9 protein-coding genes and 1 pseudogene are annotated in these 8,435 nt (G+C 18.4%); 3 read left to right on the plus strand and 7 right to left on the minus strand.

Going from position 1 to position 8,435, the window contains the following annotated elements; genetic code table 25:
* Window positions 1-53: 53 nt before the first annotated feature.
* The 4 genes from VAMP_RS03380 to VAMP_RS03395 form a co-directional block, all read right to left on the minus strand.
* Entirely contained in the window at window positions 54-809 is a 756-nt protein-coding gene (locus VAMP_RS03380) for a hypothetical protein (RefSeq protein WP_213349263.1), read from the minus strand.
* A gap of 242 nt (window positions 810-1,051) precedes the next feature.
* A complete protein-coding gene (locus VAMP_RS03385; RefSeq protein WP_213349266.1) occupies window positions 1,052-1,402 on the minus strand; it encodes a YbaB/EbfC family nucleoid-associated protein in 351 nt (116 codons plus the stop codon).
* Between the two features lie 32 nt (window positions 1,403-1,434).
* Window positions 1,435-2,643, minus strand: a complete 1,209-nt coding sequence (locus tag VAMP_RS03390; protein ID WP_213349268.1) for a trigger factor — start codon at window positions 2,641-2,643, stop codon at window positions 1,435-1,437.
* A gap of 172 nt (window positions 2,644-2,815) precedes the next feature.
* The gene (locus tag VAMP_RS03395) at window positions 2,816-4,198 is read right to left on the minus strand and encodes a hypothetical protein (RefSeq protein ID WP_213349270.1); all 1,383 of its coding nucleotides are present in this window, start codon (window positions 4,196-4,198) and stop codon (window positions 2,816-2,818) included.
* A gap of 206 nt (window positions 4,199-4,404) precedes the next feature.
* Here VAMP_RS03395 and VAMP_RS03400 point away from each other — a divergent pair, with 206 nt between their 5' ends.
* Together VAMP_RS03400 and VAMP_RS03405 are read left to right on the plus strand one after the other, a co-directional pair.
* Complete coding sequence (locus VAMP_RS03400) at window positions 4,405-5,634, plus strand: hypothetical protein (protein WP_213349272.1); 1,230 nt, start codon at window positions 4,405-4,407, stop codon at window positions 5,632-5,634.
* Between the two features lie 92 nt (window positions 5,635-5,726).
* Window positions 5,727-6,155, plus strand: coding sequence for a regulatory protein RecX (locus VAMP_RS03405; RefSeq protein ID WP_213349274.1), 429 nt, complete (start codon window positions 5,727-5,729; stop codon window positions 6,153-6,155).
* A 1-nt stretch (window position 6,156) separates the two neighbouring features.
* Here the strand turns inward: VAMP_RS03405 and VAMP_RS03410 are convergent, their stop codons facing one another.
* Window positions 6,157-6,801 carry a phosphatase PAP2 family protein gene (locus VAMP_RS03410; RefSeq protein ID WP_213349276.1) on the minus strand — a complete coding sequence of 215 codons (645 nt, stop codon included), beginning with the start codon at window positions 6,799-6,801 and terminating at the stop codon, window positions 6,157-6,159.
* 153 nt (window positions 6,802-6,954) lie between these two features.
* On the opposite strand from VAMP_RS03410, the gene VAMP_RS03415 reads away from it, so the two are divergent.
* The gene (locus VAMP_RS03415; protein ID WP_213349279.1) at window positions 6,955-7,752 is read left to right on the plus strand and encodes a pseudouridine synthase; all 798 of its coding nucleotides are present in this window, start codon (window positions 6,955-6,957) and stop codon (window positions 7,750-7,752) included.
* Window positions 7,753-7,954: 202 nt separating this feature from the next.
* On the opposite strand, the pseudogene VAMP_RS06245 reads toward VAMP_RS03415, so the two are convergent.
* Together VAMP_RS06245 and VAMP_RS03425 are read right to left on the minus strand one after the other, a co-directional pair.
* A pseudogene (locus tag VAMP_RS06245) lies at window positions 7,955-8,105 on the minus strand (transposase); the annotation flags it as partial.
* A gap of 106 nt (window positions 8,106-8,211) precedes the next feature.
* Window positions 8,212-8,435 (minus strand): hypothetical protein (locus VAMP_RS03425; RefSeq protein WP_213349284.1); only part of this gene is annotated, 224 nt, incomplete at its 5' end.

The following is an 8,435-nucleotide window of genomic DNA, read 5'->3' on the forward strand; positions in this document are numbered from 1 at the left end:
CAGTTTTTTCTCTTAACTCTATTTCTTTTATTTTTTCTATCATAATATTTTCATTATTTATAAATATATATATATATATTATAACTATTCTTACTAAAAAAGCAAAATATTTTTAGTATAAATACATTTCAATCATAAATAACATTAATCTCATCTTGTGAAATATTTTGCATATGTGCAGATATAGCATATTGACAAATAATTTTAGGATCTTCAAATTTATCAACAAAAATTAAATCAAAATTATTTTTTATAATATGATAATGTTCTTCAAAAAGACCTAGATCAAATATTGTAAACAAAAAGTTTTCTATTTCATTAGAACTTAAACTATCAAATCAAAAATTTATTAAATCGTTAACAATTTCAACTAATAATTCATTATTATCTATATTTTGCTCATTATCTATATTTTCCAAATAAGAATAAAATACAAATAATATTATTTTACTATAAGATGCATTTTTATCTATCAATATATTTAATATAGAATTATATCAAATTCATTTAATTTTATCAATTTTAAATTTATATTTTAAATCATCAAAAAACATCTCTACATATTCAAAATAAGATTTTGGATATGAATTAGAAATATATTGAATATCTTCTTCAGTCAAAGAAGAGAATTTTTCATCAAGTTTATTTATATTCCAATTACTAGCTAGTTTTTCACTTCATTCCAAACTTCAACATAATTTCATTTTTATTTTGGAAGAAATTTCTGAATATCTTCTAAATTTTTCTTGTACATCATTTCATTCAAAATCCATAATTTTCTCATCTAAATAGTTAGAATTATCTTTCATAATTATATTAAACATTAAAATATTAAATAAATTCTTGTATATTGAAATAAAAGTAATTGTCAATATATAATAATTATATTTTTATATAAATAAATTAGAGAAAATTTGGAAAATTTTTCAAATAAAAAATTAAGAGATAAAACAGTTATACTATATTAATCTCTTAATTTAAAAAAAACAATAAAGAACTTATATTACATATAAACTAAAAATTATAAGATTGATTCAAAATGCAATATCTTTTACATACCAGGAATACTTGGCATAGATCATCAAGCTCATCCTCATCACATCATATTTGCCAAATCATTTGGATCAAAACCAAGTATTTCTTTAGTTTTTTGCATAGCAACTTCTTGTGCTTTTGTTTGACCTTTTTCAATAGCAGCTTTGATAGCATTTTCTATATCTTCTTTTCTAGATGGATCAAGCAATGTTTCATCTTCAATTTTAACATCTTTAACTTTCATTTCAGCAGTTATATCAATCAGAACTCAACTTTCCCTAGCTCTAATTATAGTATTTTTCATAACTTCTTGCAATTTTTTATACTTATGATACATTTGTGTCATATCTCACATATTTCAAAACATTTTATATTTTTTATATTAAATTTTAAAATAAATTATTTATTATTTTCATTATTAGAATTCAAAAATTCATAAAGCTTTTTCTCAGCAACAAATGGAGTTTCCCAATTTATATCTTTATCAATATCAAAATATTGAGAGACATATTTCAATATAAAGAATTTAGATAAACTATTTTCAGAAATATTTCTAACATCTTCTTTCATTTTATTAAGATCTTCTTCAGATAATTTTTCTAAATAATTTTTCATAGCTGTTTCTCAACCTAATCTTTTTTCAAAAGCTTTCATTCTAGCTTTTTCTTCTTCTTGTATTAATGTTTTAGGAATAGTAATACTTAAAGAATCACTTATATCTTTTATATATTTATCAGTAGTATCCAATAATTTCTTTTCAAATTTTTGACCTTTAATAGTTTCAGTAATTTTTTCTTTTAATTCAGCAAGATCTTTAACTTCTCATTTAAAAATTTCTTGTATTGTTTCATCATTAATTTCTGGTAAAACAACAATTTTAATATCAACTACAGTAAAAGATATTTTTGATGGCAAATTTTCATCTTTTTTGTAAGTCATAATATGAGGAAAAGAATTATGTTCATAATCTAATTCAAAAGTTTCTCATATTTTTTTTCATATAAAATTTTTCTCTATAATTGAATGTTCTTTAATATCTTCTCTTCCAACAAACATTGTTGAACTATCAAGAATATCTCACTTATCATCAACAAAATCAATTTTTATTTTGGCTACAGTATCTTGTGTTACAACTTCAGCATCTTCATATTTAGCATATTGTCTCATTAAATTATTTATAGTTTCATTAATTTCTTCTTCACTAACTTCAATTAATATATCATCCATTTTTATTTGAGTCCAATTTTTGTTATTTTCTACAACTTCTGGATAATAATCTAATTTAAAAGAGCATTCAAAACTTCAATCATTAGTTTTTTGATTGAAATCATATATTTGTCATATAAATTTTATTTCTTTATTTTCATCCAAAACCTTATTTAGAGAATTATATACAACCTCTTCATATATTCACATATTAACATATCAAGGATCTAATTTTTTTTCTATAAGTCAAATTGGAGCATTTCATTTTCTAAAACCTGGAACTTCTATATCTTTTCATAATTTCTTAAGAACTTTTTCTTTATATTCTCACATATTTGCCAAATCTTCAGTAACAACAATTTCATAATTACATTTAACTCATTTATTAAGTTTATAATTCATATACAGATTATTTTATTTATATAAAAATATATTGTTTTAATATAAAGATAATATAAATATTTTCAAGAGAAAATTTTGTTTAATGTAATTACTGTTCTACATTATTTTTTTGAAAGAAAAATTTATAGATACAAATCTACTCTTATCAATAAATATAAATAATTTTTTAAAATTAATATCTATAATATTGCCATTGAGCTGGAATTCATGTATTACTATAATCATTTAGATTATCTATAATTCATCAAAAATCATCTTGAATAATAATATTATAAAGTCTAATTTCTCTTGCTCATTTAGGATTTCATACATTTTCCAACTCCAAAACGAATTTAGCAGTAGTATTTCAACTTATATAATTAATAAAATCTCAATTATTATTTATTTTCAAATATCTATTATCTTCAATATCTACAAGAGATGCACTACCATAAAGTTCATTATTATATTTAAGTAAAAATTTAGTATTTTTATTTGCCGTATTCAAAAAATTTCATGCTAGTTCAAAAACAAAACTATTCATAGTTAATCTATTTGCTCAAACAGCAATTTGAAAAGCATAAGATTTATAATAAGAAGTTTCAAAATCTTCATCAAAATTAATTCAAGGTCTAGATTTTAAAATTAATTTTTTCTTTGTACTGGAATAATCTGACTGAATATTCATAGGATTTCAATTTGAAAAAGAATATACTAATAATCAATTCTTTACAGAATCAATAGCATCCGTAGGATTATTTCAAATAGCAAATTCAAGTTCTCATATATGATTTTGATTTATAACTTCATTAAATTGAAAATATACATCAAGTTTCATAAATTCATTTCTTGGCAAGAAAAATCAATTTCATCAAATATCAAAATTTATAAAATTTTGATCAACATATCAATTAGTAATTTTTTTTCAATCATATAGCAAAATTGCATCATTTATTAAATAATTTAAATCTAAATCATCTCAAATATTTTCTAAATATAATTTCTTTAACAATCAAGAATCAAAATTTGCTTCCAAATTTAAAGAAAAAATATTTTCATAATCAGTAAAATCAAATTCTAAATATTGTTCATTTTCATTTATTTGTGTATCATTTTCATAGTTTTTTCAATCATTATTTTTAATTTTTTCTTCACTTTCAATTTTTTCCTCAATTTTATTTTCTTCTATATCATTATTTTCAATTTTTTCTTCATTTTCAATTTTTTCCTCAATTTTATTTTCTCCTATATCATTATTTTCAATTTTTTCTTCATTTTTATTTTTTTCCTCAATTTTATTTTCTTTTCTATCTTGTATATCTTTAATATATTCATTTGTAAATTCTGATATTTTATTTAGTATTGTATATATTCTTTTATTTTCTTCAAAATCTGTTAATATTTTTTCAATATTATTTAATACAAGATAAGTTTTAAATTCTTGATTTTTATATACATTTTCCAAATTTTGCAAAAAATTATCAAGAGTTTTTTGATCTTCATTATTTAAAGTAAATCAAATCACAGTTCAAAAAGAAAAAACAATAAAGAAAAAAAATGTTAAAATAAATTTCATTGAATAATAAGATTAATAATTTAAATATATAACTTCATATACGAAATAAATAAAATAATGCAACAAGAATTTTTAGATTTTTCAACAAAATTAGTAGATATTTTTATAAAAAACAAAAAATCTTTAAATTACTTAATAATAAATTGACAAATTAAATATAATTATATATAATATATGGTAGTTTAATTAATTTAATTTTTGTGTTAATGTTAAAAGATTTGTATAATTCTTATGTAAATAAAGATTGCAATAAAATGAAAGATCTTTTAATTTCTTTGGAAAAACAAGATCCTGATAGTCCATATCTAAAAAAATATAAACAAATGTATCAAAATATTTGTAAAGATTGACAGAATTTACAAAAAGAATGAAAAATGAAAATATGATGAAAAGCTATACAATGTACAAATTGTTTAAATTATTTGAGAACAAATAAAAATGTAAAAAAAATTTATCAAAATTATAAAAACTGAAAAACTAAACAACTTGAATTTAATTGTGAAAATTGCTGAATAAAATTCGTTTGGCAACAACATAATATAAAATCAATTTTTCTTGAAAATGTTTGAATATGAAAAAAAATAAATATAGAAAATAAAAATTATACTATATCTTCTATTATAAGATATAAATGACGAGAAAAGAAAAAACATTTAATAAATTTGGAATACAATGAATACTTGCTTATAGATAATTCTTTAAATAGATATTATCTTTTTGAGATAGAAAAAAATTTTAGTTCAGGATTTAAAGAATATAAAACAGAATTTAGTCGAGAAATTACTCCTCCTTTTTATATAAAAAAAATAAATTCTTCATATATAGAAAGCAATAAAGGAAATTTAAGTATATATAAAATACATGAAGTTGATGTAAAAAAAATTAATTGAAAAAATTTAAAATCATATTTTGCTTGAAAAAAGATTATCTTGTATTATTTTTCTTTTTCTTGAAAAAATTATATTCTTGAAAAAGAGCTTTATTGAGAACAAAAAAAAATTTGAATTTATCAAATGGAAAATATAAATTTAGGTAAAAATAAAAAATTTTATGAAGATGAATGATTAAATTTATTTTATAATAAATTAATTGCTACCAATATAATAAATGAAAAAAATTCATTTATATTTTTTATAATTATACTAATAACTTATGTAGGTATTGAAAAGATAAAAGAAGAAATACTACGAATAGCATGAGATTATATAATAATATGATTTTGACCAAAAATAATTATATTGTTAATATTAATAATATTAATAATATTAATTTTTCATAAATATATATCAAAAAAGTTATATAAAATAAAATCATATGAACAAAAATTTATAATAAACTCTTTTGCAATATCATATTATGCAATAATATATTTTATATTACCAACACTTATAATTTTTTTAATTATATATTTTTTGAAATCAATAATCTTTACATAAGATATTAATATATAAAAAACAAATTTTTATTTGAAAAATATTAATATATGTGTATATACAATACACTATTTAATTAATTTAATAAAATATTTATGAAAAAAAAATGTATAGATTATGCAATGGATTATATTTACAAATTTCCTAAAACAGAATCACAACTTAAAACTCAATTATTTAAAAAATGATATAATGATAAAGAAATAGAAATAACAATAAAATTACTTAAATCTAAAAATTATCTAAATGATAAAAATTATTGCGAAATTTATTTCAATTCAGAATGTGTAAAAAAATGAAAAGCATCTTATATAATAAAAAATAAATTAATTCAAAAATGAATAGATAAATCTATAGTTCAAGAAGTTTATACAAATATGGAAAACGATATTTCCAAATGAATTAAAAAATGAATAATTAAAGAAATAGAAAAATATAAAAGTAAATGATTTGAATGATTTGATATAATAAGAAAACTATGAGCTAGAGGTTATTCAATGGATGAAATCAAAACAGCTATATAAATTAATTAATTTTAAATATATGTTTAAATATAAATTCTTGTAATTTAATCAATGGATTGTAGATAAATCTTTTGAAAAAATTAAATATTTTTGTATTTATCAAAACAAATGGAAGTAAAATTCAAAGAAAAAATCAAGCAATAATATCTGTAGGCCAATGAATACCTCAAGCTATTCTACTAAATCACATAACAAATGCAAATATAAAAAGTAAAAAAGAAATATTTATAAAAAATTTATTTTTTCTTTTAATTCACCATAATAAACTACTTGTTGCTATAGCTATACTTAAAGTCATATGATCTGATGGGAAACTTATATCTGGAAGATGTTCCAATATTAAATTTTTTTTGGAAGAAATATGATCTTCAGGTCTATCTTTAATTACAAAAAATTGAAACATTTGACTTACAAACATAGAACTAACACCAGAAAAAAATATATACAAAGATGCATATTTATAATTTATATCTTTATTAAATATTCAATAAATATATAAATATATTAAATATAGTGGATAAGTAAATACAAAAATATCAGCAGTAATAGGAATAGTTTTTGATAAAAATTCATTTTTATCTACAAAATCATTTGCAAATTGTAAAAATTTTTTTCACCATTCTGGCTCAGTTAATTTTAAAAACATTATATAAATTTATTTATTAAATTTTAAATAATTTATATTTATATATTTTATTGATTTTTGCAACTTAAAATATATAGAAATTATTTATTTGAAATAAAATAATAAATCATTATATATAATATATATTTAATTAGTTAAAAAAATTATACTTTAATGGAAAATATAAGTTTATTAAATTATTTACAAAAAACTAAAGCAGTATCAAGAAGAGATTTTGTAGATATGATAAAAGAAGAAGCTGTATTTATTAATAATGAATTAGTATTAGATATAAATAAAAAAGTAAATATATGAGATATACTTACAGTAAAAATTTCTGAAAAAGAAGTATATGAAGAAAAAATAACAAAAATACCTAGTTTCAAACCTGTAATAGTAGCATTTAATAAACCAAAATGATATGTAGTTTCCAAAAATGATAAACATAATAAAACTATATATTCATTATTACCAAAAAGTTGGCATAAAGATTTTTATTATATAGGTAGATTAGATAAAGAAAGTCATTGATTATTGTTATTAACAAATTCACCTCATCTTGTAGATTTTTATGAAAATCCAAAAAATAAAATAATAAAAATTTATGAAGTAAAAATAAATAAACAATTAAAAACTAATCATATTAGCAAATTAAAAAAATGAAATATGCTTGATAAAGATTGAAATATTGATAATAAAAATTGAGAATTATTATCTTTTTATGATATACATAAAATAAAAGATAAGTATGATAATGAATTTTTGAGAATACTTCTTAAAGAATGAAAAAATCGTCATATAAGAAGATTATTAAAATCTGTTTGATATGAAGTAACTGATCTTAAAAGAGTAAAAGTTGGAAAATATGAACTATGAAACATAAAATTATGAAAATATATGATTCATAAATCAAAAGATACTAAAAAAACTTATTGAAAAAAAGAATATACTAAAAATATTTTACTTTTTTAGTAAGAATAGTTATAATATATATATATATATTTATATACTAAAAACATTTACTAATATTAGTATAATTATCTAATTATTTGAATTTTATTATTCAACAAACTAGATAATTTTTCCTTAAAAGTTAAATTAAATTCTCAGCAAATAGCCTTAATTTTTTCTATAAAATCAAGAAAATTAGGAGTATATGTATTTTTTAATACTTTTTTTAAAAATTTCCAAACTCTTTCTATTAAATTTAAATTAGGTGAATATGGCGGTAAATAACACAGTTTTATTCACAGTTTTTCAGCTAAAATTTGAACTTCTTTAGCATGATTATATTTAGCATTATCTAAAATAATTACTATTTTTTTTCAGTTTCTGTACTCATTTCTAATTTTATCTCATCTTTGTAGAAAAAAATTTCTAAATTCTTGATTTAGACAAGGATTTGCAAGAAAATAAAAATAGATTTGTGTACTACACAAATTTTATTTTAAATAATTTAAATAATTTTTCTTGAAGTTCATTTATTTGTTCTACTTTATTTATATGTATATTATCTATTTTAAAGTAAACTTTACTTAAATTTTTTAATTCAGTTAATAATGTATCTAATGTATATTCTTGTAATAAATCTTTAACTTTTAATCTAAAATCTTGAAGTAAATAATAACTAATAAAACACATAAAAATATGTCATT

The organism is Candidatus Vampirococcus lugosii, from assembly GCF_018420025.1.
GTDB classification, from domain to species: Bacteria; Patescibacteriota; Gracilibacteria; order Absconditabacterales; family Absconditicoccaceae; genus Vampirococcus; species Vampirococcus lugosii.